General features: G+C 61.1%; 22 protein-coding genes. 8 read left to right on the top strand and 14 right to left on the bottom strand.

What is annotated here, in order from left to right:
• Positions 1-12: 12 nt before the first annotated feature.
• From DESLA_RS20420 to DESLA_RS0113025, 14 genes are all read right to left on the bottom strand, one after another.
• Positions 13-954 carry a permease gene (locus DESLA_RS20420; protein WP_051434666.1) on the bottom strand — a complete coding sequence of 314 codons (942 nt, stop codon included), beginning with the start codon at positions 952-954 and terminating at the stop codon, positions 13-15.
• 101 nt (positions 955-1,055) lie between these two features.
• On the bottom strand, positions 1,056-1,295 hold the full coding sequence (locus tag DESLA_RS0112965; protein WP_156932961.1) for a hypothetical protein: 240 nt from the start codon (positions 1,293-1,295) through the stop codon (positions 1,056-1,058).
• 68 nt (positions 1,296-1,363) lie between these two features.
• Positions 1,364-2,176 carry a class II fructose-bisphosphate aldolase gene (locus DESLA_RS20425; protein WP_156932962.1) on the bottom strand — a complete coding sequence of 271 codons (813 nt, stop codon included), beginning with the start codon at positions 2,174-2,176 and terminating at the stop codon, positions 1,364-1,366.
• A gap of 111 nt (positions 2,177-2,287) precedes the next feature.
• On the bottom strand, positions 2,288-2,569 hold the full coding sequence (locus DESLA_RS0112975) for a type II toxin-antitoxin system ParD family antitoxin (protein ID WP_028572785.1): 282 nt from the start codon (positions 2,567-2,569) through the stop codon (positions 2,288-2,290).
• 189 nt (positions 2,570-2,758) lie between these two features.
• Entirely contained in the window at positions 2,759-3,919 is a 1,161-nt protein-coding gene (locus DESLA_RS0112980) for a UxaA family hydrolase (RefSeq protein WP_028572786.1), read from the bottom strand.
• A 3-nt stretch (positions 3,920-3,922) separates the two neighbouring features.
• On the bottom strand, positions 3,923-4,207 hold the full coding sequence (locus DESLA_RS0112985; RefSeq protein WP_028572787.1) for a UxaA family hydrolase: 285 nt from the start codon (positions 4,205-4,207) through the stop codon (positions 3,923-3,925).
• Between the two features lie 343 nt (positions 4,208-4,550).
• Entirely contained in the window at positions 4,551-5,348 is a 798-nt protein-coding gene (locus DESLA_RS0112990) for a HesA/MoeB/ThiF family protein (RefSeq protein WP_028572788.1), read from the bottom strand.
• A 4-nt stretch (positions 5,349-5,352) separates the two neighbouring features.
• The gene (gene larAH5 / locus DESLA_RS0112995) at positions 5,353-6,627 is read right to left on the bottom strand and encodes a nickel-dependent malate racemase, LarAH5 family (protein WP_028572789.1); all 1,275 of its coding nucleotides are present in this window, start codon (positions 6,625-6,627) and stop codon (positions 5,353-5,355) included.
• Positions 6,628-6,631: 4 nt separating this feature from the next.
• Complete coding sequence (locus DESLA_RS0113000) at positions 6,632-6,907, bottom strand: MoaD/ThiS family protein (protein ID WP_051434668.1); 276 nt, start codon at positions 6,905-6,907, stop codon at positions 6,632-6,634.
• Positions 6,908-7,001: 94 nt separating this feature from the next.
• The gene (locus DESLA_RS0113005) at positions 7,002-8,873 is read right to left on the bottom strand and encodes an aldehyde ferredoxin oxidoreductase family protein (protein ID WP_028572791.1); all 1,872 of its coding nucleotides are present in this window, start codon (positions 8,871-8,873) and stop codon (positions 7,002-7,004) included.
• Positions 8,874-8,921: 48 nt separating this feature from the next.
• Positions 8,922-10,232 carry a TRAP transporter large permease gene (locus tag DESLA_RS0113010; protein WP_211239055.1) on the bottom strand — a complete coding sequence of 437 codons (1,311 nt, stop codon included), beginning with the start codon at positions 10,230-10,232 and terminating at the stop codon, positions 8,922-8,924.
• A gap of 19 nt (positions 10,233-10,251) precedes the next feature.
• On the bottom strand, positions 10,252-10,758 hold the full coding sequence (locus DESLA_RS0113015) for a TRAP transporter small permease (RefSeq protein ID WP_028572793.1): 507 nt from the start codon (positions 10,756-10,758) through the stop codon (positions 10,252-10,254).
• Positions 10,759-10,793: 35 nt separating this feature from the next.
• Complete coding sequence (locus tag DESLA_RS0113020) at positions 10,794-11,792, bottom strand: TRAP transporter substrate-binding protein (RefSeq protein WP_028572794.1); 999 nt, start codon at positions 11,790-11,792, stop codon at positions 10,794-10,796.
• Positions 11,793-11,897: 105 nt separating this feature from the next.
• Positions 11,898-12,758, bottom strand: coding sequence for an NAD(P)-dependent oxidoreductase (locus tag DESLA_RS0113025; protein WP_028572795.1), 861 nt, complete (start codon positions 12,756-12,758; stop codon positions 11,898-11,900).
• 282 nt (positions 12,759-13,040) lie between these two features.
• Between DESLA_RS0113025 and DESLA_RS0113030 the strand changes: the two genes are divergently transcribed.
• The 8 genes from DESLA_RS0113030 (at position 13,041) to DESLA_RS0113065 (ending at position 22,315) form a co-directional block, all read left to right on the top strand.
• Positions 13,041-14,660 carry a sigma-54-dependent Fis family transcriptional regulator gene (locus DESLA_RS0113030; protein ID WP_028572796.1) on the top strand — a complete coding sequence of 540 codons (1,620 nt, stop codon included), beginning with the start codon at positions 13,041-13,043 and terminating at the stop codon, positions 14,658-14,660.
• A gap of 183 nt (positions 14,661-14,843) precedes the next feature.
• Positions 14,844-16,253, top strand: a complete 1,410-nt coding sequence (kamA, locus tag DESLA_RS0113035) for a lysine 2,3-aminomutase (protein WP_028572797.1) — start codon at positions 14,844-14,846, stop codon at positions 16,251-16,253.
• Positions 16,243-17,190: a putative beta-lysine N-acetyltransferase gene (ablB, locus tag DESLA_RS20430; RefSeq protein WP_051434669.1), complete on the top strand. Its 948-nt coding sequence runs from the start codon at positions 16,243-16,245 to the stop codon at positions 17,188-17,190. Before kamA ends, ablB begins: the two co-directional genes overlap by 11 nt.
• Positions 17,187-18,050, top strand: a complete 864-nt coding sequence (locus DESLA_RS0113045) for an ABC transporter permease (RefSeq protein ID WP_028572798.1) — start codon at positions 17,187-17,189, stop codon at positions 18,048-18,050. Before ablB ends, DESLA_RS0113045 begins: the two co-directional genes overlap by 4 nt.
• Before the next feature lie 4 nt (positions 18,051-18,054).
• Entirely contained in the window at positions 18,055-18,846 is a 792-nt protein-coding gene (locus tag DESLA_RS0113050; protein WP_028572799.1) for an ABC transporter permease, read from the top strand.
• Positions 18,847-18,876: 30 nt separating this feature from the next.
• Positions 18,877-20,022 (top strand): extracellular solute-binding protein, encoded by a 1,146-nt coding sequence (locus tag DESLA_RS0113055; protein WP_035261813.1) that lies wholly within the window; start codon positions 18,877-18,879, stop codon positions 20,020-20,022.
• Between the two features lie 74 nt (positions 20,023-20,096).
• Positions 20,097-21,212, top strand: coding sequence for an ABC transporter ATP-binding protein (locus DESLA_RS20435; protein ID WP_035261815.1), 1,116 nt, complete (start codon positions 20,097-20,099; stop codon positions 21,210-21,212).
• A gap of 8 nt (positions 21,213-21,220) precedes the next feature.
• Positions 21,221-22,315: a proline racemase family protein gene (locus DESLA_RS0113065; protein WP_211239056.1), complete on the top strand. Its 1,095-nt coding sequence runs from the start codon at positions 21,221-21,223 to the stop codon at positions 22,313-22,315.
• Positions 22,316-22,471: the final 156 nt, after the last annotated feature.

Consider the following 22,471-nt stretch of genomic DNA (forward strand, 5'->3'; position numbering starts at 1 on the left):
CTTGGTAATATCTCACTGGACGCCCAGAAAATGCAAGCCCATCACCAAAAGAAAAACGGTCAGGGTTCCACTGAGAATGAACACGGCCACGAACCGGGCCGGGAAATAGCCCACGAGCATCGCCGTGTTTTTGAGATCCAGCATGGGGCCGAAGACCAGAAAGGCCAGCAGCGAGGGCAGGGTGAAGGCCGCGCCGAAGGATGCCGCCACGAAGGCGTCCGCCGCTGAGCACAGGGACAAGAGGTAGGCCAGGATCATCATCACCACGGTGGAGGACCACGGCGCGGAACCGATGTCCAGAAGCACGGCCTGGTGCAGAAAGGTCTGGAACAGGGAGGCGATCAGCGCACCGAAGATGAAATAGCAGCCCACGGTGAAAAATTCGGACGAGGTGTGCCGGGCGATCTCATGCCACGTCGCGGCCCGCCGCAGACTCTTGGGCGCATGGCCGTGGTCCATGGGCAGTTCACGGGGGAAGTCCTTCTCCAATCTACCGCGCAGCAGGCAGACCACCGAGCCGACAAGCAGGGCCGCCACGGCCGACAGGGCCAGCCGCAGGATAAGCACGTCCGGGTTCAGGCCAAAAGCGAACAAGGTGGACGCCGCCACCACCGGGTTGAGCACCGGCGCGGCCACCAGGAAGACCGCCCCGGCGGCCAACGGCATGCCCTTGCGCACCAGGCTGCGGATCACCGGAATAATGGCGCACTCGCAGATGGGAAACAGGGCGCTGAGCAGTACCGCCGGGAGCAGGGACAACCAGGGATTCTCCGGCAGCCAACGCCGGAAAAAATGTTCCGGAATGAGTACCAGCACCAGGGAGGAAAACAACGCTCCCAGGAGAATGAAGGGAAAGGATTCAAAGACGATGCTCAGAAAGATCATCTTGGCGTGTAACAGGGCGTCGAGCATGGGGCTGGGAGGGTTGTTGGTAAAGGAGAAAAGCGGAATCATCCTGGGAAGTACGGGGATGGCTCAGTATTGGTTGACAAATCGCAACGCCTTCTTTCCGTCATCCGCTTGGTGTAGGGGCGACCGGCCGGTCGCCCCTACGGCTATCGCCCCCTGAACAAAGCCGCGACGGGAATCAAGTCGACGTTGTCCACAGTGGCATAGTCTTCACCCGTGTAGAACAGGACACGTAGGACTTTCAATCCCTTGGGCGAGGAAAACTCATTCAGGTTTCTGACGTCCCTGGCGTCGGGACGGCTGGCGGCCTTGACTTCCACCGCATACAGCACCTCGCCCGCTTCAAATACCAAGCCGATTGAGTGGCTGTCGACGGCAATCACCACATAAAGCGTGGAAGCTTCGTCAACTCTTGCTCGGATGGCTTGGGTTAGTGGAACGAGTACAAGAGAAATCAAAGGGTGGACGACACAATTCCGGAATAGAACCGGATACGCTCGCGCACCACGCTTTGGACTTCCTCAGCGGCCGCTTCCAGCCAAACCAGGGGATTCTCCGCGCTCTCCCGGCGCTGTCCCTGCTGAATCCCCCGAGCCAGGGCGCGCAGGATTTCCGTATGCACGTTGATCTTGCGCACCCCGTGCCGCAGGGCTTGTTGCAACACGGGAACCGGCAAGCGGCTGGCCCCGTGCAGCACCAGGGGGACGGATGTCCTGACGGTCAGTTCGGCCAGCAGGGCGATGCGCTCGGCATATTCGGAATGAGGCAGCCCCTTGGGGACCGAAAAGGCCAGGAAGTCGACTCCGGTCCGCTCCAGAAAATCCAGCACTGGATCCATATCCTTGAATTGGACGAGGAGCGGGCCGTATTCGCCTTCGATCTCGGCCCCGGCTTCATGGGCCAGTTCACAAGCTTCACGGGTCAGGCGGATATTTTCTTCCAGGGCCAGACCGGAACCGTCGAACATCACCGACGGCAGCCCCAGTTCCAGGGCTTCGCGGATTCCGGCCAAAGACCGCCCGTGGTTCAGATGCACGGTCATGGGCACGTCCGCTCTCCGGGCCACGAACAAGGCGGCTTGGGCCAGAGGACCGAGTTTCCCGTCCCCCAGATCACTCTCATCCAAGGAAACGACGGCGGGCTTGCCCTCCGCCTCCGCCGCAGCCACCACGGCCAGCAGGCTTTCCAGGTTGGAGACGCTGAAACAGCCCACTGCCGCTTTCGAGGGGAGGGCGTTCAGGCATTGGGTGAGATTGCAAAGCGGCATGAGGGGGCTAAATCTGGGCTTGGCCCAGGCCAAAGTGCTCGGCAGTCCAGGCGAAAATTTCGGCAACGTCCTGCTCTGCCTTCCGGGCAAGTCGTATTGTCCAGGACGGCATCAGCAGGACTTTTCAGCATGCGCAAACAGCTCGGCAAAGTGAGCCTGTAAATCGTCCGCGGATGAAAAGGAGGTAAACAGCCCGGATTCAATATCGGCAATACCGACAGCAACGGCTTCACGCAAAGCTTGCAGACGCAAACCTTGTTCCTGTTCACGCCGTTCAACCAAGCGCAGTCCTTCCCGCAGCACCTCGCTGGCGTTTTGATAGCGGCCCGACGTGACGAGCTGTTCCACGAATTGAGTTTGATGGTCTGTCAGGACGACATTCCGTGTTGGCATGGCAACCTCCCGAAAAATGTTGGCGTATTCTGCCAACATGCCGACAAAGTTGCAATGGGGTCGATCTTTTTAAATATCTCTTACTTGATGTGCCACAAGGGAGGGAGACCCTCCCTTGTGGCATGTTCCGCCTAGTGCGGTTACTGCCCAGGAACAGAAGCGATTCTGGGCGAAGGCAGCGACAACGAACTATGCGCTCTCGTACAGCCGGGTGAAGATGAATTCCCGGTGTCCCAGGGCTTCGGCGGCGGTCAGGCGGCCGTTGGCCGTGCGCAGGGTCATGTCAATGAGTTTGTCGCCGGCCTGATCCAGGTTGATCTCCCGGCGCACCAGGCCGGACACGTCCACGTCGAAGTGTTCGCTCATGGTCCGCAGGGTCCGGGGGTTGGCGCAGAGCTTGATCACCGGGAGGATCGGGTTGCCGATGATGTTGCCCTGGCCCGTGGGGAAGTGATGGACCACGAAGCCGGCGGCGGCGCACAGGGTGACCATTTCCGCGGCCGCAGAGGAGGAGTCCATGAACCAGAGGCCGGGGCCGGTGGGCGTTTCGGCCTTGTCCAGGCAGCCGACCACCGGGGCCTTGGTCCCGATCTTCTGGATGTTGCCCAGGGCCTTTTCCTCGATGGTGGTCAGGCCGCCCTCGATGTTGCCCTTGGTGGGCTGGGAGTCGGACAGATCGCTGGTCTTGTTGTCGTCCACGACTTTGGCGTAGCGGTCGAAGTAGAACTGGAACTGTTTGCGCACCTCGTCATTGACGCAGCGCTCCAGCACCAGGTGCTCACCGCCGGTCAGCTCCGTGGTCTCACCGAAGAGCAGGGTCGATCCTTGCTCGTAGAGTTTATCGTAGGCATTGCCCACGGTGGGATTGGTGGCGATACCGGATGTGGTGTCGGACTCACCGCACTTGGTGGAGATCCACAGTTCCTTCACGTCGCACTCGGTGCGCTGGATTTCGCTGGCCCACTGCACGTATTCCATGGCCTTGCGGGACGCGGCGCAGATGGTGTTGAAATCCCCGTTCTGCTCAATGGCGAACCCGGTCACGGGTTTGCCGGTCTTGGCAATGCCTTCCACAACCCGGTTGGTCCACTGGGGCTCGATGCCGATGACCACCACGGCGGCCACGTTGGGGTTGGAGCCGGTGCCGATCAGGGTGCGGAAATGCAGCTCCAGATCCTCGCCGAACTGCAACCGTCCATAGGCGTGGGGTAGGGCCAGCGTGCCCTTGACATTGTTGCCCACGGCCTCGCAGGCCGAGTTGGACAGGTCGTCCAGGGGCAGGATGATCACATGGTTGCGCACTCCCACGCGGCCGTTTTCACGACGATATCCGAGAAACTTGGTCTCCATGACTTACCACCTTTTGGTTTTGATGTTGTGAACGTGGGCATGTTCGCCTTTCTTGATGGGCGCGACCACTTTTCCGATATCCGTGTTGTACTTGATGACCGTGTCGCCCGCGGCGAAATCCTTCAGGGCCAGCTTGTGACCAATGGGGATGTCGTTGAGGACCGTTGTCTTGACGGTCTGGTCTTCCTTCATCACCCAGCCGGTAATCTCCTGACCGGCCTTCACTCCCTCCACCACAACGACGCCCACGCCGTCTGCGGCCTCGTGCACAAGATAATCAATAGCCATACTGGCCTCCTTCAAGTGGTTGATACGTAATTACCCTGAGCAGGACCTCCATCCTGCCCCCTTGCCGGCCATCCGGCCCAAACCTTACCATAATGTTCCAACGCCCCACTCTCTCCGGTGAGGCCGCGTCGTCGAGCGACGCCCTTGGTCAGATCCCGGGCTTGACCAAGGAAATATCGTAACTGCTCAAAAAAGCCGGGCATAATATGAAAGTTCCCTTGCTCCCTGGATTCCCGCCTGCGCGGGAATGACTTGGAGAGACACGTTTTGCCAAGCTCATCATGCCCGCGCAGGCGGGCATCCAGGCCAAGCTCGCCACAAGTTTTTGAGCAGTTACGAAATATCAACCGTCCCGCGTGTGCAGACTGACCGTAGAGAATCGCATCTCAACCAGGTCGACCATCAGCAGGTTCCCGCGCAAGGCGGAGGGAATCCCGAGCAGGATGTGAATCAACTCCGTGGCTTGCAGAGATGCGGCCAGGGCCACCGTGGAGCAGGGATTGCCCTGAAGCTGTTCCGCCGAAGGCCCGGCACCGTTGCTCATGAACTCGCCCAGCCCCGGCTCTCCGGGCCACGCGCTGCCCACCAGCACGTTCCAGCCGGAGACAGCTGCGGAAACCAGGGGGATTCCGGCCTGGGCGGCCATGGTTTGCAGGCCGCGGCGATGCAACGCTCCTCCCAGACAATCGGCCACGACCTGAGCCCCGTGCAGCCGATCCAGGATCACTTCCTCGGCCACGGCCGTCACTTCGACCAGGGGATTGATCTCACCGGCCCGGGCCTGGGCCGCCTGGGCCTTGGAACGGCCCATGGTTCGCGTGGTGGCCAAGAGCTGGCGGTTGGCGTTGCTCGGTTCAAAGACGTCCGGATCGCAGGCCGTGATCCGGCCCACTCCGGTCCGGACCAAGGACTCCAGGACGTGCCCGCCAAGTCCGCCGCATCCGACCAAAACCACGTGCGCCCGGGCCAGGATGGCCTGATCCGAAGGACTCAGGCACTGGCCGTTGCGCTGGTAGCGCAGGGGCATTTCGCCGTGCTCCAGGGCCAGCAACACCTCCTGGCGAATCGTTCGACCGGACTCACGAGCACGCTCCAGAATCTCGCTGTCAGTAAGATGGGTTTGCGCCGAGGGCTGGGTCATAAGATCACCTCCGCCCTTCCGTGGGCCGATAGAAATAGGTGGTATTGGCGTTGGGCACCACGGCGATACGCGGACGTCCGTTCTCTGGGTACGTCGCCAGCCATGCGTCCAGGGTGGCTTGTGCATCTCCCTTGGTCAGATGGCACTGGGCCAGGGATCGGGCATCCATTTCCGAATCCACCACCACGGTGAACCTGGTCAGGGTCCGGCTGAACAGAAACGCTTTGTGCGCGCCCATCCGAAACCCCTGCTCCGCGAACTCCCGCATCTGTTCCACCGGACACGAAAACCGCCGGACATAGTTCTCGTAGTGCGGATCACCCACCCCTTGGCCGCAGGCCGCCAGAAGCAGGATTTTTCCGCCCTCTTCCGCGCACTGGGAAGCCATGTTCAATCCTTTCTGGGCCTGATACAGACAGATATCCTTGGGATCTCCGCCACAGGAGGCGATGACCATCTCAAAGGGCCGGTCCAAAGGCAGGCCGTAAACCTGCTCCGTAACCGCGGCTCCGGCCCGCAGCGCGGCCTCCGGCTCGCCCACGAACAAGCCCACGGCCTGTTTGCCCGGATTCAGGCAGACGTTCACGGCCAAATCAATGTCGATCATCCGCCCGGCCTCGTTCAAATCCAACCGGGTCGGATTGTCCGCGATGTTCCCGACCCGGGCCGCGGGATCGGCCATCAGGGAATGGTTGCGCTCGATCATGGCCTTGGATGCGCAGCCGATGGTGATGCCCTTGGAGCCGCCGGTCATGCCCTGGAACTGGTGCGGATCCACCATGCCCACCACGATCTTCAGATCCGCCTCGCCGATGGCCGCGTTGACCTCCACCGGCGTCCCCCGTGAGGTCGTCCCGAAGGAGGTCATGGGCGAGGTCAGGGCATCGTGGGCCACGACGGCGCAGCCGTGCAGGTCATCCGGCAGGATGCGGGCCATCTGGGCCGCGTCCGGGGCCGGATGCAGCCCGCCGCCCACCACCACGGCAACCTTCTCCGGACGCAGCTCCGGCCACGCCCGGAAAATGCGCTTGAGCAGCACCGGAAGCAGTCGTTTCAACGGCGCGGGCCGGGTCTCATCCGGAACGGCTATGGCCACACTTGAGGGCATGGACCGTTGCTCCAGGGGCAGGGCGTCCATTGGGGCGTCCAAGGCTTCATGCAGGGCTCCGGACAAATCCCCGATGACCGGCAGATCCCTGGGCGTCATCACCACCACCTCGACCCGGTCCGGCAGGCGAAGCATTCTGGTTCCTTTTCCATACTTGAGCAGAATTTCCATGATCTCATCCGCCGCAAATGAACGGGCAAAGCGAAACCGAAGCCTTGTCCGGAAGTCTGGTTTGCAATGTGGCCATGTGACCGTTGACAAAGGCGAACATCACCTGATCCTCACGCAGTCCCAACAACTGAATCAGCTCCGCCAGGGTGCAGTTCTCCGGAACTGGATACGCTTCCGGATTCGCCGGTGCATGTTCCGCCAGAATGGACTCCAGCCGCACCCTGACCGTCACCTCCGCCTCCCCGGCTCGTCCTGTTCCTTGACCCGTATCGCCCATCATTTTTTTCCCTTCGCGAGGGCGCACTTCGTACGCCCCCGCGCCTTCTGGCTCCTGAATTCCGGCTCCTGAATACTAACGCATGAACTCTCTCCCCTCACACCAGCCAATCCAAACTCAGCCTGTACAGCGTCCCCTTGTTCGGAACGCCGTTCTCGTCCCAGCCCATCATGGCATAGTAGAGATCCACGGCCTGCTGGAAGGAATCCGGGTCAATGGTCCGGCCCTTGAGCACGCCGTCGGGCAGCGGCTCGAACATCCGCCGGAAGAGCTTGTCGTCCTTGCTGGTCATGCCCTCGCGGACATTGAACATCCGGGCCAGGACAATGGAGCGCTCAGCCACCAGCATCAGTTCATGCAGGCTGGTGCGCCAGCCGGTGATGGCCTCCACGGCCTCGCCCAGCTTGTCGTAGGTCATGGAAAACAGGGGGGCGACCACGAAATTGCACAGGCCCAGGGTGTTGTTCATGGCCCAGGTCTTTTCCCCGGCAATGAAGTAGCGGACCTTGTCCGGCCCGTTATCCAGGGCCTGAGGCGCGACGAAGATGCCCAGCGGGTTGACCAGCTTCACTCCCTCGCCCTGAAAGGGCACTTCATGGGGAGCCTCGATATGGTCCGCGCCCGTGGGGGACAGGGCAAAGCCCAGGCCCACGCCGGTCTTGCCCCGGGGGTCGTGAAAAGCCGGTTCCTGGCCCTTGACGTGGAAGGCGTATTCCTCCGCGCCCTTGCCGATGCGCTGGGCCGCACGCTTGACGCCTTCGGCCAAAGTGTCGCCAATGCCGTCACGGGCCGCGATCTTCTCCACCAACTCCAGCATGCCGGGGCCGTCGCCAAAGGTAATCGCTCTGCCGCCCAGATCTTCGGCGGTAAGGATGCCCTTCTCCGCCAGTTCCATGGCCATGGCCACCACCGCGCCGGTGCCCACGGAGTCCAGCCCCAGGGCGTTGCAGCGCTCATGACCCTTGCAGACCGCGTCCAGGTCGCCCACGCCGCACATGGAGCCCAAGGCGGCCAAGGTTTCGTACTCCGGACCTCCGTAGCGCTTCTCCGATGTGTTATTCACCTTGCGCTTGCAGGCCACGGAGCATTTGTAGCAGGTGTGCGTCCCGTCCTGGATCTTCTCGTAGCCGTCCCAGCCCAGCTTGGCCGCATCCTCGAACTGACAGTCCTTCCAGTTACGGGTGGGCAGAATGCCGGAATTCTGCTGGGCCATCAGGTGCTGAACCGTGCCGAACTTGCGCATGTTCACCGAGGGCATGTGCTCGCCGATGCGCGCCCGGTGCCATTTGTTCAGCTCCTTGAGGGCCTCCGGATCGGCCAGGGTCATGCTTTCCGCATCCCCGCGAACAACCACGGCCTTCAGATTTTTTGAGCCCATCACCGCGCCCATGCCGCAGCGGCCGTTGGCATGGGCCAGCTCGTTGATCACGCAGGCCAGACGGACCATATTTTCCCCGGCCGGCCCGATGGAAGCGATGCGGACCTTCTTGCCTTCCGATGCTTCTTGGAGCTCCTCACGGATGGCGTCCAGGGCCGGAGCGTTTTCCAGCCCCCAGATCCCAGCGGCGTCCCGCAGCTCCACCTGGCCCTTGTTGATCCACAAATAAACCGGCTTGGGGGCCTTGCCGGTGAAGACCACGGCGTCAAATCCGGCATGCTTCAGTTCCGGTCCGAAATACCCCGCTGCCTCGGATTCACCGAAACCGTTGGTCAAGGGATTCATGGCCGCGACGGTGTAGCGGTTGAAACCCGACAGGCCGGAGCCGCAAAGCACGGAAGCGGCAAAGACCAGGACGTTGTCCGGACCCAGGGGATCGGCTTTGGGCGGAATATGCTTGAGCATGTACCAGGAGGCCAGGGCTCCGCCGCCCCAGTAGGTGCGGTACCAAGCCTCGTCGTGTTCATCCACGGACCAGGTTTGATTGGTCAGATCCACGATAAGAATTTTCCCATTGTAACCAAACGGCATGTGCGGACTCCTTGAGTGTTTTTTTCGTTTCCTATGCGCCGCGCAATGTTAGCGGGCGACGTACCCCAGGAAGATTTCGGGCAAAATGGTGGAGATTTTCGGGAAAAAGGAGATCAACAAAATACAGGCGAACAGAGCCACCAGATACGGCAGCACTCCCACCGCTATCCGCTCCACCGAAACATTGGCTATTCGCGAGGCCACAAAGAGGTTCACCCCGAGCGGCGGCGTGGACAGGGCCACCTGGTTGGTCAGCACGAGGACCACGCCGAAGTGAATCGGATCGATGCCCAGCATGTGGATCATGGGCATGAGTACCGGCACGAGGATGATGATCGTGGACAGGGTTTCCATGAACATGCCCAGAATGACCAGCACGCCGACTATCATCATCAGCACCATGAACGGATCCTCGGAAACCCCCAGGACCAATGCGGCAAGACGCTGCGGCGCCTCTTCGAAGGTCAGGATGCGTCCGAACAGGGTGGAAGTGCCCACGATGAGCAGTACCGCGCCGCAGATCAACGAGCCTTCCAGCAGGGATTTGTAGACCCCGGAGAGCGTCAAAGCGCGGTTGATCACGAATCCGACGAACAGGGCCCAGGCAATGGCCAGTACGGAAGCTTCCACCGGCGTGGCTAGGCCGGTGTAGATGGAACCCAGGATGATCACCGGCGTAATCAGGGAGAAAAAGCTTTTCAGGCAGCAGCGTAGAAAATTGCCCATACAAAAAGGCTCGATTTCTTCACTTAAGCCGAATCCTTTCTGTCGGGCCACCAGCCAGGCGGTCATGCACATGGAGAAACCGACGATGAACCCGGGCAGAAAGCCCGCGGTGAACATGGCCGTGACCGAGACGTTGCCCAGAATGGCGTAGATGATCATCGGATTGCTGGGCGGGATCAACAGGCCGATGGTTCCTCCCGAGGATGCCACGGATGCGGCGTAGTCCTTGCTGTACCCGGTACGGATCATGGCCGGGACCAGGATGGTGCCCACCGCGGCCACGGTGCCCGGGCCGGACCCGGATATGGCCGCGAAAAAGGTGCAGGCCAAGATCGTGGTCACGCCCAGGCCGCCGTGCATCCGGCCCACCAGTTGCTTGACAACGTTGACAATCTGGTTGGTGATGTTGCCGTACTCCATCAAGGTTCCGGCGATCACGAAGCAGGGAATGGCCAGCAGGGGGAAAATATTCAGGCCGTCAAAAATAGAGTTGTGAATTACGGACATGGGCAGATAGCCGCCGTAAACCAGGGCCACGGCCGAGGCCACGGCCAGGCTCATGAACACGGGCATGCCCAGCAGGAACATGGCTCCCAGGGACAGGAGGACCATTGCCAAGACACTGATTTCCATGTCGTCTCCTCCTTGGTCCTTATTGAACCTGTTCCACGAGTTGCAGAAGCGTACCTTGCAGCCATCGCCGGATGTACCCTTCGACGATTCTCCAGCTCATCAGTACGAAGCCGAAGGGAATGATCATTTCCACGTAGGCCCGGACGATGCCCAGGACCGGCGAAAGTTCCGGAAACAGCAGATTGCTCTGGATCACGTTCCAGCTCAGCCAGGCAATATAAAGGTTGAAACAGACCCAGAGCAGGTCCGTGAACATCCGAAACCCCAGACGGACTTTCAGGGGCATGAGCAGGTACTGGGCCGTAATCCGCACATGGGTTCCGTGCTTGGCCACCAAAGCCGCGCCGACAAATACGGTCCACAAAAAAGAATACCGGCTGAGTTCCTCTGTCCAGGCCATGCCGGAGCCGGTGGCCCAGCGCACCCCGACCTGAATCATCAGACAGGCGACCATGGTCCCCACGCTTAGTGCGCAGAATACTTCCTCGAAATTGTCATAGACATAACGTAGGCTTTTCAAAAACATGGCCGCCTGCCTCCTTGTTCAACGTTTTTTTTGAATTAGTCGGCCATGACCGCCAGGGCCTCGTTGATCACTTCCTCGCCACCCACCTGTTCATGGAACTTGGGCCACAAACCACGGGCGCGCTCCATCCAAACGTCCTCGTCTTCCAACTCATGGAATTCCATGCCGTTATCCAGGCACGCCTGCAACGCGATCTGGTCCTGTTCCGCGGCCCATTCCCACTCATAGCGAGCCGCCTCAGTGGCGGCCTTGGTGATCAGGTCTTTCACGGGTTGATCCAGACGCTGAAACCAGGGCTCGCTGACCAGCATCGGGCCCACCCAAAGCAGATAGTGCAACTGAGTGATGTACTTCTGGACTTCCCAGAACTTCTGGTCCCGGTTCACGGCATGGGGATTTTCCTGACCGTCGATGACTCCCTGCTGCAAGGCGTTGAACGTCTCGGTCCAGGCCAGGGGGTGCGGTTCCACGCCCCAGGAGCGGAAGCTCTCCATCTGGATTTCCACCGGGGGGGTGCGAATCTTCAAGCCCTGAAGGTCACCGATGGTGGTTACGGGCCGGACGGAATTGGTCAGGTGCCGGTAGCCGCCGATCAGCCAGGACAAGGGCCGGGTGCCGCTCTGCTGGGCGATCTTGTCGGCCATCTTGGCGTTGAAGGCCTCGTCGCTGAGCAGGGTGTAGGCCGTGTCGATGCCCGGAAACATGTAGGGCAGGTAGTAGATGTTGGCCTGGGGCGCGAAGGGCGTCAGGTTGCCCACGGCCAGCACGGCCAGGTGGATTTCCTGGGTGCGCAGCTGGCGGACGTTGGCCTGCTCGTCGCCCATGGAGCCGCCGTAAAAGGTTTGGACGCGGATCTTGCCGTCGGACTCGGCCTCCACGATTTCCTTGAATTTGTTGATGGCCGTCACATGCAGGCTGCCGTCAGGGTTGGCCGTGGCCGCCCGGATGGTCATGCTCGGATAGTCGGCCGCGGACGCGGGGAATGCGCCAAACAACAGGGCCAGGGACACGATGGTCAGAAGCACTCGTTTCATTCCGTCTCTCCTTCGGTTGGGGGTTGGTATGCCTTTTCACCGGATCAGCACGTGCCGATCAAGGATTTCGCCATTGTCAACACGAGACAGGAGCGGAGCAGGGCCCTACTTGCCGACGGCCTTGATCACCGCGTTGCAGTCCTCTTTGCCGAATCCCGCGGCGCTGGCCTCCTTGTAGTATTCCAGGGCCGCTTCCATGGCCTTCGGATCCAGGCCCCAGGCCCGGGCCATTTCCAGGCCGAGACGAACGTCCTTCAGGGCCAGATCCAGGCCGAAGCGCGGCGCGTAGTCGTCATTGGCGATCCACGGGCCGCGAACGTCCATCTGAAAGCTGCGCGCCCCGGTGTCCGTAAGCAGTTCCAGCAACAGCTTGCGGTCCAGTCCGGCCTTGTCCCCGACCCGGATGCCTTCGGCCAAAACGGCCAGGTTGGTCATCCCGATCATGTTGGAAATCAGCTTCACGGCGCAGGCCGCGTCAACGGAGCCCACGTAGTTGGGAATGCCGATGATCTTGAAAATGTCGCCCAGTTTGTCCACCAAGATCTTGTCTCCGCCGATGAACATGGGCTCCTCGGCCTTTTCGGCATGGGCCGGAGTCTTGCCCAGGGTGCACTGGATGTATCCCAGGCCGAGCTTCTCAGCCGCGGCCTTCAACTCGTTGGATGTGCCGGGGTCGATGGTGGAAAGCTCAATGTGCGTGGCCCCTTTTTTCATCTTGGCGTACAGGCCGCCGTCTCCGAGCATTACGCCCGTGACGTGTTGGGGCAGGGGCAGACTGGAGAAGACCGCATCGCAGCCCGCCAAATCGGGAAGAGCCTTGGCGGCCTTTCCCGTGGTCCCGGCATCCAGGGTCCGCTGAACGGCTTCCGCGCTCAGGTCATACACCAGGACGTCCTTCCCGGCGCGAATCAGGTTCCTGGCCAGGGGGCCCCCCATAAGGCCGGCACCGATGAATCCAATCTGCATGATACTCTCCTTTGTCTGATGAAATGGTTTATTTCCGTGATAAGCGCACTGGACTCCGGGCGTCCACGTCGCATGCATTCACGAAAGCAGTAGAGCAAAGACCATTCCAAGTTGAACCATTTTGTATATTTCAACTTAACAAATTGATATAATGAAATTAAAATAGTTGCCAACACAACAATTCTTTTCTTTTTATGCCCACATATGGACATTGTCGCCCACTTTCCGGTACACATGGGCACCACTTCAGGATGATCCACCACAGTGCAGTAAAGAGGCAGCATGCAGAAAAGCAAAACCCAGCGTCTGGTCGTTTCCCACATCTTGAGCAAGGAACTGGTCATGGAACTCTCCCGGGCCACGTCCCGGTCGACCTTTTTTCAATCCCTCTCCCGCCTGCTCCAACAGCAGTTCGCCTTCGACCGCCTGTGCATCAACCTTTACGACCCCAACAGCGAGATGCTCAGTTATTTTTCCGCGGCCGAGGGCACGGTGGTCAGCTCCCTGTCTCCGGTGCGCAAAGCCGAGCAGAACACCGTGGCCGGACACGTCATCGCCACGCGCAAGCCGGTGGTGATCACGGACATTGCCCAGCATTTCGCCGAATCCGTGCTGCACCCCATGGCCGAGGCCGGACTGACCACGACCATGGCTTTTCCCTTGATCCTTAACGATGAGATCGTCGGCACCCTGCACTGCTCGTTTGTGCGCAAGCCGGACAATCTTTACGGAATCATGGAGTTGTTTCTGGAACTCAGCCCATATGTGGCCGTCTGCCTGGGGGCTCTGCTGGCCTTGGAACACCTGGAACAGGGAGGAGCGCCAAGTTCCTTGCAATTGTCCTGTGCGCTTCCCGAAGCCAATGAGACCTTCATTTTCGAGAGTCCAAAGATGCGGCGATTCATGGCCATGGTGAACAAGGTCGCCCGACTGGACATCCCGGTGTTGTTGCTGGGTGAAACCGGGACCGGAAAAACCCATCTGGCCCGGTACATCCATGCTGTCGGCAAGCGCGCCACGCAGAATTTCGTCCGGGTCAACTGCCCGGCCCTGTCCACGAGCCTGTTTGAAAGCGAGATTTTCGGGCATGCCAAGGGAGCGTTCACCGGAGCGTCCACCAAACGAATCGGTCGGATCGAGCTGGCCCACGACGGGACCCTGTTTCTGGATGAAATCGCGGAATTGAGCCAGGAGATGCAGAGCAAGCTCCTGCATGTTCTGGATGAGCAGTGCTTCGAACGGGTGGGGGAAAGCGTGTCGCTGTCCGTGGACGCGCGCCTGGTGACCGCGACCAACGTGGACGTCCAGCAGGCCATGGCCCAGGGCAAACTGCGCCGGGATTTCTATTATCGGCTCTCGGCGTGCACGCTGGAACTTCCTCCGTTGCGTGAACGCCCGGAGGACATCCCGGTGCTGGCCAACTTTTTCATCAATCAGCTTTGCCCCCAGCACGGACTGCCCAAGCCGCGCTTGACTTCGGAGATGACGAACCGCCTGCTCGACCACCACTGGCCGGGCAATATCCGCGAACTGCGCAACGTCCTGAGCAAGATCCTGCTCAAGAACTGTATTTCCGGAGAATTGACCACCGATGACATCCGCGAGGTCCTGAACAAAGAGGGTGACGACATTCAGAAGCTGGAAAGCCTCCAGCCCGCCCCCGGAGAAGCCGCTTTCGAACACGATTCGGCCCGGACGACATCGAAGCCTGCTCGCTCCACGTCAGATGGTCCGCCACGGCTGGAGGACCTGGAGCGCCAACATATCCTGGAAACCCTGCGCCGAACCCGCGGCGTGGTCTCCGGCCCCAAAGGCGCCGCCGCCCTGCTCGGCCTCCCCCGCTCCACGCTCCAACACCGGATGCGCAAGCTGGGGATTGATTGGAAGAAAGAAGCGTGGTGACGCAGAGGCATTGCAAGTCACTCGCTTTGTCGGTGGTTGCTGTCCTTTCACATCGGGTAGACGCGCATACCCGAAAAATGCCCATTCTCCCCCCTTGCCTCCGGCCCCCAAGCCTGTTTTAGTCCCATGCTGGTAAAGAGGGACGGACAGCCCCGTCCTCTGAATGTATAACCAGGGAGGAGAATGTTTCAGTTAAGCGGGCGGCAACGCAGCGTCGCCAAGAAGATGACCACCGACCTGGCGGCCCGGAAGGCCAAGGCAGCGATCCAGCTCAAACCGCGGGTACTCAAAGCCGATCCGGACAGCCAGAATCTTGAAAAAACGACGGATTGGAAATCCCAATGGACCGATTGGAAATGGCATGTCCGTAATTCCATTCGAGACCTGGATACCTTTGAACGCCTGCTCGGGGTCCGCTTTCCGGACTTGCAACGCAAGGCCTTCGCCCGGACCACGGACAAGTTCCCCATGTCCGTCACGCCCTACTATCTCTCCTTGATCGATCCCGAGGACTACGCCGAAGACCCGGTCTTCCTGCAGGCCTTTCCATCGCCCAAGGAACTGATGGTCGGACGCAACGACATGAGCGACCCCCTGCACGAAGACGAGGACAGTCCTGCCCCGGGGATCACCCACCGTTACCCTGACCGGGTGCTCTTCCACATCAGCAACGTCTGCTCCATGTACTGCCGCCACTGCACCCGCAAACGCAAGGTGGGGGACCAGGACACCGAGGCCATGGCCGGAAAGCGGGAACTGCTCCAAGGGCTGGACTACATCCGCAAGACCCCCCAGGTCCGGGACGTGCTGCTTTCCGGCGGGGACCCGCTGATGCTCTCCGACGAGCGCCTGGACTGGATTCTGGGCGAATTGCGGACCATCGACCATGTGGAGGTGGTGCGCATCGGCACCCGGATGCCCGTGGTCCTGCCCTACCGGATCACCGACGACCTAGTGCGGATGCTCAAAACGCATCACCCGTTGTGGCTGAACACCCATTTCAATCATCCCCGGGAAATCACGTCCACGTCCAAGGCCGCTCTGGCCCGCCTGGCCGACGCCGGAATCCCCCTGGGCAACCAGTCCGTGCTGCTGGCCGGGGTCAACGACTGCCACCGCCTGATCCGCACCCTGAACCAGAAGCTGGTCAAGAACCGGGTACGGCCCTACTACCTTTACCAGTGCGACCTGTCCGAGGGATTGGAGCATTTTCGGACCCCGGTGGGCAAGGGCATCGAGATTATCGAAAGCCTGCGCGGTCATACCAGCGGCTTCTCCGTACCCACCTACGTTGTGGACGCCCCGGGAGGCGGCGGAAAGATCCCGATCATGCCCAACTACGTGGTTTCCTGGGGTGCGAACAAGGTCGTGCTGCGCAACTTCGAGGGCGTGATCACCACCTACGCCGAGCCGGAAAGCTACGAGGCCCGGTTTTGCGACCGCAAGTGCGATGCCTGCAATCTCCAGCTCAAGGAAGACGACGCCGTGGAGCAGTGCGTGGGCATCGAGAAGCTCCTGTCGGATTGGGACGACACGTGCAGCCTGACCCCCAGCGACAATGCCAGAATGGAGCGTCGCAACAATGTTGCCTAGCACCGCTTCCAGCGGAGATTTCAGGCCTTCCGCGGACAAGCTGGAGCGCATCGGCGCTTCCCTGGTCCAGCACGGGCCGTTGAATGCCAGGGCCTACCTGATGCATCTGGCCCCGCCCGAGGAACCGACCATCGTGCCCACCCTGGAAAAACTGGCGCGCGCGCACGGATACACCAAGATCTTCGCCAAGGTGCCCGAAGGCGCGGCGGCCCGGTTCACCAAGGCCGGATACGCGGCCGAGGCCGTGGTTCCCGGGCTGTATAACGGCCGCGAGGCCGGCGTGTTCATGGGCCGGTATTTCGCGGACTGGCGCAGAGAACCGGCCAATCCCCATGCATTGCGCGACGTCCTGTCGGTTGCCCGGAATAAGGCGGCCCAGGCCGGAACCTCCGCGGCTTCCGCGTCCCGTCCGGCCTCGTCTCCTTCCCTGCCTCGGGACGCACGCATCGTGCCCTTGGGGCCGGACCAGGCCGAGGACATGGCCAAGGTCTACCGCGCCGTGTTCGACTCCTATCCCTTTCCGATCTTTGATCCAGCCTATCTGCGCAACTCCATGACCGGGACCACGCGCTTCTACGGCGTCCTGATCCAGGACCGGCTGGCGGCCCTGGCCTCCGCGGAGGTGGACCCGGAAACCGGGTCAGCGGAAATGACCGACTTCGCCACCCTGCCTGAATTCCGGGGCCGAAAACTGGCCGGAATCCTCCTGGCGCACATGACCGAACGGATGCGGGACCTGGGGCTGAGCACCTTGTACACCATCGCCCGTGCCGAATCCTACGCCATGAACGTCACCTTTGCCCGAGCCGGATACGTCTTCGGCGGAACCCTGCCCAACAACACGCACATCGGCGGAGGATTGGAGTCCATGAACGTCTGGCACCTTGCTTTGCGTGAGGACCTTTCCCAACCCTTCACCCGGAACCCGAAAACATGAAAGAAAGCCGCTGGCGGCCATGGCTGTTGCTTTCGCCGTCCCTGACCGCCATCTTCTTCCTGCTGGTCGTCCCGGTGCTCTTCGTCGTGGTCTACAGCTTCTGGCTGCGCGCGCCCACCGGGGCGGCCATCCCGGCATTTCAGTTCGGCAACTATGCCCGCTTTTTCGAAGACCTGTTCTATCCGACCATCCTCTTCCGCACCCTGCGGGTCTCGGTGATCTGCGTCCTTTTGTGCCTGGTCATGGGCTACATCCCGGCCTATTTTTTCTACCGCAGCAAATCCCGCTACCGCCAGGCCCTGATCCTGCTGATCATGGTCCCGTTCTGGATCAGCTTCATCATCCGAACCATGAGCTGGATCAACATCCTCGGGGCCAACGGATTTTTGAACTATACCCTGATGCGCTTCGGGATCATCACTGAACCGCTCTCCCTGCTGTACAACGAAGCGGCCGTGCTCATGGGGCTGATCCAGTATTTGTTGCCGTTCATGATCCTGAACATCTACGTCAGCCTGGAGGCCATCGACAAAAATCTGCTGGAAGCGGCCCGGAGCATGGGCTGCAACGAGTGGCAGGCCTTCAGGGAGGTCACTTTGCCGCTGAGTCTGCCCGGAGTCAGCGCCGGATGTCTGCTGGTCTTCGTGCTTACCGCGGGCACTTACCTGCCGCCGATGATCCTGGGCGGACCTGGCAACGAAATGATCGCCAACCTGATCTTCAACCGGGTCATCGGCACCCTTGATTGGCCCTTCGGATCGGCCATCAGCGTGATCCTGCTGCTGCTTCTGGGATGCATCGTCTGGACCTACAACCGCTATCTGGGCATCAATACGCTGTTCAAGGCGTTCAAGAGCTAAGGCCATGAAACTTCCCTTTTCCGGCTGGTCCCTGATCCGACTGTACACCATCCTGGTGTACCTGTTCATGTTTTTGCCCATCGTGGTGGTGATCGTCCTCTCCTTCAACCCGCAGCAGTTCGCCAGTTTCCCGATGCAGGGCTTCAGCCTGAAGTGGTATGTCCAGCTGGCCCAGAACGAGGCCATTTTGCGGGCTTTCAAGAATTCCCTCGTCCTGGGCACCCTCACCGCGTTGATCGCCTCGGCCATCGCCGTGCCCGCGGCCATGGCCTTTGTCCGCTACAGCTTCAGGGGCAAGAACACCCTGAACACCCTGCTGCTCGCGCCGATCATGATCCCGGAAGTGGTCCTGGGCGTGGCCTTGCTACTGTTTATCCGCTGGCTGCAACAACCCAAGAGCTTCGCCCTGCTCCTGGCCGGACACGTGATCCTGACCCTGCCCTACGTGCTGCTCATCGTGCAGGCCCGGATGGTGAGCATCAAGCGGGTTTACGAGGAAGCCGCCTTGTCCTTGGGCGCAAGCCCGTTCCAGACCTTCAGGGAGGTCACGCTTCCGTTGCTCATGCCTGCGGTCCTGGCCGGAATGCTCTTCTCCTTCACCATTTCCTTCGACGACATCACGGCCACCCTGTTCTGGGCCACGGCGGAGCACCAGACCGTGCCCGTGCGTATCTTCGGCATGCTCCGCCATTCCATCAGTCCGGAAATCAACGCCCTGGGCACGGTGATGATCGTGTTCACGATCATGACCCCGCTTTTGGCCGGGTATTGCATCCGAAGATTTTCGAAGAATTGAACCACGAACCCATAACCCCTGGAGGGAACCATGCAGAAACAACTCAATGACGTTCGTGAACGGTACGTGTCCGGGGATCTGTCCCGGCGGGACTTCGTCAAGTACTGCGCCGTGGCCGGCGTGGCCGCGGGATTGGTGGGCGGGCCGTTCGGTCTGGCGCGCCAGGCCCTGGCCCAAGGCAGCATCCGCTTCGACGGCTGGGGCGGAACCACCTCCCAGGCATTCCGCCGCTATGCCTTCGAGCCCTTTAGCCAGGCCACGGGCGTGCGCGTGATCGACGGCGAGTTCGGGGACATGGACACCTACCTGACCCGGGTCATCGCCTCCTTTCCCCCTGGCGGCGAGTTCAACCTGGCCCACTTAAGCGGCGTGTTCGACTATGCCCGCTACGTGGGGCTGGAGTTCAACTCCGCCCTGGACGAGTCCAAGATCCCGAATCTGGCCCTGGTCATGGAATCCATGATCACGCCCTACCGCAAGCTCACCCCGGAGGCTCTGTCCGCCGTGCCCTACAACCTGGGCCAGACCGGCATCGCCTACAATACCAAGTACATTTCCAAGGATAAGGCCGAGGAACTGGGCGCTTCCCTGCTCTGGGACGAAAGCGTGCGCGGCAATCTGGGCAGCTGGGGCGACTGGCGGACGAACATCTGGTACGCGGCCCTGCATACCGGACAGAACCCCAACGACATCCAGGACATGAACGCGGTCTGGGACGCCCTGCGCGCCCAGGTGCCCATGGTCAAGAAGTACTGGGGCTCGGGCGCGGAACTGATGAGCCTGTTGGCCGGCGAGGAAATCTACGCCACCGTGGCCTGGTCCGGGCGCATCGCCCACCTGCAAAACGACGGCTATCCCATCGGCTTCCTGGCGCCGAAGAACTGCTATTCCTGGCAGGAATGCATTTTCGTGATGAAGGGCACGGACCTGGACGTGGCCCAGCAGCTGCTGGACTTCATGCTCGCCCCGGAAGCCTCCATTGCCGTGGCCGAAGGCCAGATGTATCCGCCCAGCCTGGATCCCACCAAGGTGGACCTGCCGGAGAGCATCCAAAAGCTGCCGGCCTTCGACCCCACCGGCAAACTGGACGGTTACCTCTTCGCCGATCCGCTGTACTGGAACGGCAACCAGATGGAATGGGCCGAGCGCTGGGATCGCATTCGAGCGACGAGCTAACGGATTCGGTAGGGTCGAACCTGCGGGTTCGACCCTACACTTCCACCTAACCACAACCCCAACAGGCGACCACCGTGACGACCACCCCAGAATACGCTGTTCAACTCAAAGGCCTTTCCAAACATTTCGGCAAGGTTCAGGCCGTAAAACCCATTGATCTGAACATCGAGCAAGGCTCCCTGGTGACGCTGCTCGGGCCCTCGGGGTGCGGCAAGACCACTATTTTGCGGATGATCGCCGGTTTGGAGCATCCCACCAGCGGAGACATCTTCATCAAGGGCCGACGGGTCAACGAGGTGCCCATCCACAGGCGCAACCTGGGCATGATCTTCCAGAACTACGCCCTGTTTCCGCACAAGACCATTTTCGACAACGTGGCCTTTGGCCTGAAGTATCGAAGCGTGCCCAAGGACGAAATTCGGGAAAAGGTCCGTCAGGCCCTGGAACTGGTCCGCCTGCCGGACGTGGAAAAGCGCCATCCGGCCCAGCTCTCCGGGGGTCAGCAGCAGCGCATCGCCCTGGCCAGGGCCATTGTCATCGAGCCGGACGTCCTGCTCATGGACGAGCCCCTTTCCGCCCTGGACGAGAATTTGCGCGAGGAAATGCGCCGGGAGATCGACAATCTCCAGCAGATGATCGGCGTGACCACCATTTTCGTGACCCATGACCAGCGCGAGGCTCTGAGCATGTCGGACAAGATCGTGGTCATGCACGACGGGGTCTTGCAGCAGGAAGGCCCGCCGGAAGAGGTCTACAACCATCCCGTGAACCGGACCGTGGCCGACTTTCTGGGCACGTCCACCTTTTTCCCGGCAACGGTCCTGGGCCGGGAAGACGGCTTGTATAAAGTCCGCCTGGACGACGGGACGCTCTTTCTGGTCAAGAACGGTCGCGATTGGGCCGACCAGAGCCGGGTGGAACTGGTGATCCGAGCCCAAAAGCCGAACATCGTTCCGGCCGGGGACGACGAGGCCATGGACCAGCCGAACCACTTTTCCGGGAAGATCAAGGACCGCAGCTACATGGGCGGCGAAGTCAGCTACTTCGTGGAGCTGAAGAACGGTCTGGAGTTGCACGTGGTCACCCTGGGCGACCAGCAGCCCATGAAAATCGGCCGTAAAGTGGACGTGCACATTCCCCCGGACCACTGCGGCCTGCTTCCCGCGTCTTCCCCCTCTATCGGTTCATGAACCTGCCCTTGCGAGCCGAAGACGTCGCCCGAGTCTTCTTCGCCAGGCACCCTCGCCGCGTCCAGACCGTGGACTCCCATACCTGCGGCGAGGCCACCCGCCTGATCGTCTCCGGAACAGGTCCAATCCCGGGACGGTCCATGGCTGAAAAGCGGCGCTGGTTTCAGGATAACCTGGACCCCCTCCGGCTGCGCCTGACCCGGGAGCCGCGCGGCCACCGGGACATGGTGGCCGCGGCCCTGACCGAGCCGGTCTCGCCGGGCGCGGCCTTCGGCCTGATCTACATGGACGCCTGCCGCTACCCCCACCTCTGCGGCCACGCCACCATCGGCGCGGTGACCTCCATGCTGGAACTGGGGCTGCTTGGTCCTGGCAGTGGCCCGGACAACACTCGGATTCAGCCGGCCCCCGAAGATCCGCTTGCCCTGACCCTCGTCGTGGACACGCCCTCAGGTCCCCTGCACGTCGAGGCCCGACTGGACCCAACGGACACGTCCCGCGTGTCCAGCGTGACCCTGACCTCGGTCCCGGCCTTCGTGTTCGCCGAAAACGTGTTCCTGGACGTCCCGTCCCGGCTCTTCGGTCTGGAACGACTGCGCGTCGATCTGGTCTGCGTCGGCGGCTTCTTCGCCATGGTGGACCTGGATCAGCCGGGGCTGGAGATCGACACGGCCTCCCCGCGCCGGATCATCGAATTGGGCATGGAAGTCATCCGGCTGGCCAACGATCAAATCCGCGTCCATCACCCCCTGCGCCCGGACGTCGCCACCGTGGACGTGACCGAGTTTTACCGGCACACTGGGTGCCGCGAAGGGCACGGTTTCGTGGTTTACGGCGAAAGCCACCTGGACCGCTCGCCCTGCGGCACCGGGACTACGGCCAAACTGACTTTGCTGTTCCACAAGGGGCTGCTCACGGACGACGCGGAGTACGTGAACCACGGCCCGCTGCGGACCGCGTTCACGGCGTGTATCCATGAACAGACAACGGTGGGGGAGTATCCTGCGGTCACCGTGCGCTTCACCGGCAGCGCGCACCTTACCGGGCTGCACGAATTCGTCCTGGATCCCGATGACCCTTTTCCGGAGGGGTATCTTCTTTGAATAATGTCATTTCTAGTCCAAATCTTCTTTTTCGGTGTCGGAATCGGTATCGGTATCGGAATCGGTATCGGAATCGGAATCGGAATCGATACTGTTTGTGCGTCAAGGATTCTAATTCGATCCCGATACCGATGCCGACGCCGACTCCGATGACAG

This window comes from Desulfonatronum lacustre DSM 10312, assembly GCF_000519265.1.
GTDB lineage: Bacteria > Desulfobacterota > Desulfovibrionia > Desulfovibrionales > Desulfonatronaceae > Desulfonatronum > Desulfonatronum lacustre.

Coding starts and splice junctions, on each gene's coding strand:
- DESLA_RS20420 (WP_051434666.1), bottom strand. CDS start 954: ATGATTCCGCTTTTCTCCTTTACCAACAACCCTCCCAGCCCCATGCTC.
- DESLA_RS20425 (WP_156932962.1), bottom strand. CDS start 2,176: ATGCCGCTTTGCAATCTCACCCAATGCCTGAACGCCCTCCCCTCGAAA.
- DESLA_RS0112975 (WP_028572785.1), bottom strand. CDS start 2,569: ATGCCAACACGGAATGTCGTCCTGACAGACCATCAAACTCAATTCGTG.
- DESLA_RS0112980 (WP_028572786.1), bottom strand. CDS start 3,919: ATGGAGACCAAGTTTCTCGGATATCGTCGTGAAAACGGCCGCGTGGGA.
- DESLA_RS0112985 (WP_028572787.1), bottom strand. CDS start 4,207: ATGGCTATTGATTATCTTGTGCACGAGGCCGCAGACGGCGTGGGCGTC.
- DESLA_RS0112990 (WP_028572788.1), bottom strand. CDS start 5,348: ATGACCCAGCCCTCGGCGCAAACCCATCTTACTGACAGCGAGATTCTG.
- larAH5 (WP_028572789.1), bottom strand. CDS start 6,627: ATGGAAATTCTGCTCAAGTATGGAAAAGGAACCAGAATGCTTCGCCTG.
- DESLA_RS0113000 (WP_051434668.1), bottom strand. CDS start 6,907: ATGATGGGCGATACGGGTCAAGGAACAGGACGAGCCGGGGAGGCGGAG.
- DESLA_RS0113005 (WP_028572791.1), bottom strand. CDS start 8,873: ATGCCGTTTGGTTACAATGGGAAAATTCTTATCGTGGATCTGACCAAT.
- DESLA_RS0113010 (WP_211239055.1), bottom strand. CDS start 10,232: ATGGAAATCAGTGTCTTGGCAATGGTCCTCCTGTCCCTGGGAGCCATG.
- DESLA_RS0113015 (WP_028572793.1), bottom strand. CDS start 10,758: ATGTTTTTGAAAAGCCTACGTTATGTCTATGACAATTTCGAGGAAGTA.
- DESLA_RS0113020 (WP_028572794.1), bottom strand. CDS start 11,792: ATGAAACGAGTGCTTCTGACCATCGTGTCCCTGGCCCTGTTGTTTGGC.
- DESLA_RS0113025 (WP_028572795.1), bottom strand. CDS start 12,758: ATGCAGATTGGATTCATCGGTGCCGGCCTTATGGGGGGCCCCCTGGCC.
- DESLA_RS0113030 (WP_028572796.1), top strand. CDS start 13,041: ATGCAGAAAAGCAAAACCCAGCGTCTGGTCGTTTCCCACATCTTGAGC.
- kamA (WP_028572797.1), top strand. CDS start 14,844: ATGTTTCAGTTAAGCGGGCGGCAACGCAGCGTCGCCAAGAAGATGACC.
- ablB (WP_051434669.1), top strand. CDS start 16,243: ATGTTGCCTAGCACCGCTTCCAGCGGAGATTTCAGGCCTTCCGCGGAC.
- DESLA_RS0113045 (WP_028572798.1), top strand. CDS start 17,187: ATGAAAGAAAGCCGCTGGCGGCCATGGCTGTTGCTTTCGCCGTCCCTG.
- DESLA_RS0113050 (WP_028572799.1), top strand. CDS start 18,055: ATGAAACTTCCCTTTTCCGGCTGGTCCCTGATCCGACTGTACACCATC.
- DESLA_RS0113055 (WP_035261813.1), top strand. CDS start 18,877: ATGCAGAAACAACTCAATGACGTTCGTGAACGGTACGTGTCCGGGGAT.